Raw genomic sequence first — 1,580 nt, 5'->3', positions numbered from 1 at the left:
TTTCGCGTACATCCAAACGCATCACGCGGAGGACGCGGGGGAAGGGAGGCCGGACGCCAATCCGCTCACCGCGATTGACTTCCTGAGGGAGGCGCCGCTCCGCTATCTGCTGGTACGAAAAAGCCATGGCGCCGACCGAAGGACCTCGCTGGCGCAAACCGAGGGGCTGGTCGCGCGGCATGAAGCCGGCCCCGCCTCGCCGGAGAGCAGGTCCTTCGGTCGCGCGCAGGCGGTTGTGTGGAATCAGGTTACACGTGGTGCGCTCCCTCAGGAAGTCAGCGCTTCTTTGTGATTCTGGGGGGTTAGCAACACCCACTCAGAATCGTTAGGGAGGAAGGTAGGAAAGCAGAGGGCGGTTGCCTCAAGTTGGGGGAGTGCGGGTTTTACCCAGGGATCCCCAACGACAGCGAGGTCAACCGCCCATGTCGAAGCATACGTCCGTTCTGGCGAGTCCGGAAGAGCCTTCAATCGATCTTCTTCTTCCCCCCACCCGGGGGAGCCTGCGCCAGCAGGAGAAACAGCGCCGGCGTCTGGCACAGCTCGAGGGAAAGCCGCTGATCGTTGGTCTGGACCTGGCGAAGGAGAAGCAGGCGGTCAGCTTTACGCACGGGGGAGAGACGCTGGGGCGCAAGCGCATCAACTGCCCGTCCCAGCAGCTCGCAGGGGCGCTTCAGCCGATCATCCAGGGGCTCTGCAAGCGCCACGGTCTCGACCACGTTCTGATCGGGATGGAGCCGGCCAGCTACTTCTGGGAACTGGCGGCGGAGAGCTTCGAGGCGGCGGGACTGAAGTACGTCGTGCTGCATACGCTGGCGGTCAAGCGCGAGCGCGAGGCGACGCGCTATACGCCCGAGAAGATGGACCCGCGCGACGCGGACCTGGCCTGCATCCTGGTCAAGGACGGAAAGTTCACGCAGGCACAGCTGCCGAAGTGTGCGGAGCGGGCCGCGATGGACGCCCACGCCCGGGAGTACATGCTGCTGCGCGCGCGTTCGGCGGCGGAGCTGGCGCGGCTGAAGAGCTTATGGGGGCGCCTGCTGCCGGAGTTCGAGGAGCTCTTCAAGGAGTGCGACAGGGTCAACGCGCTGGCGATCGCCCGTGCGCTGCTCCCCTTCTCGGAGATGGCGGCGCTATCGGCCTCGCAGTGGGTGGAGCGGGTGAAGGCGCACACGGACGGCCGCGTCCTGACGGGAGCCGCGGCCCGGTTTCTGGAGGTGGTCAAGGCGGCGCACGCGAGCCCGCACCGGCGCTCCGGCGAGGGGATGCCGCTGCGCATCCGCATGGCCGCCGAACGCAGGCAGATGCTGGAGCGGCAGAAGGCGGTCGTGGCCGAGCAGCTTCTGGCGCGCTACAGCGGCTTCGAAGAGAGCGTGCTGCTGGACAGCATCCCGGGAAGCAGCCCGCTCTACAACGCGATCACCCTGGGCCTGGTCGGCGACTTCCGGGAATACGACAGCAGCCGCGCGGTGGTGAAGCTGGCCGGCAGCGAGGTCAACGAGTATGGCTCGGGCGAGTGGCGCGGCCGGAGCCGGATCAGCCACCGCGGCCGCGCTCCGCTGCGCGCGGCTACGTACCAGCAG

2 protein-coding genes are annotated in these 1,580 nt (G+C 67.3%); both read left to right on the top strand.

Annotation, left to right across the window (positions count from 1 at the left end):
* Window positions 1–292: hypothetical protein (locus VIB55_RS03940; protein ID WP_331875366.1), on the top strand; the 292-nt coding region annotated here is incomplete at its 5' end.
* Between the two features lie 130 nt (window positions 293–422).
* A partial coding sequence (locus VIB55_RS03935) for a transposase (protein ID WP_331875365.1) occupies window positions 423–1,580 on the top strand: 1,158 nt, incomplete at its 3' end.

Source organism: Longimicrobium sp. (assembly GCF_036554565.1).
Classification (GTDB): domain Bacteria; phylum Gemmatimonadota; class Gemmatimonadetes; order Longimicrobiales; family Longimicrobiaceae; genus Longimicrobium.
The sequence above is the reverse complement of the archived record's forward strand: the minus strand, read 5'-3'. Positions and strand labels throughout refer to the sequence as shown.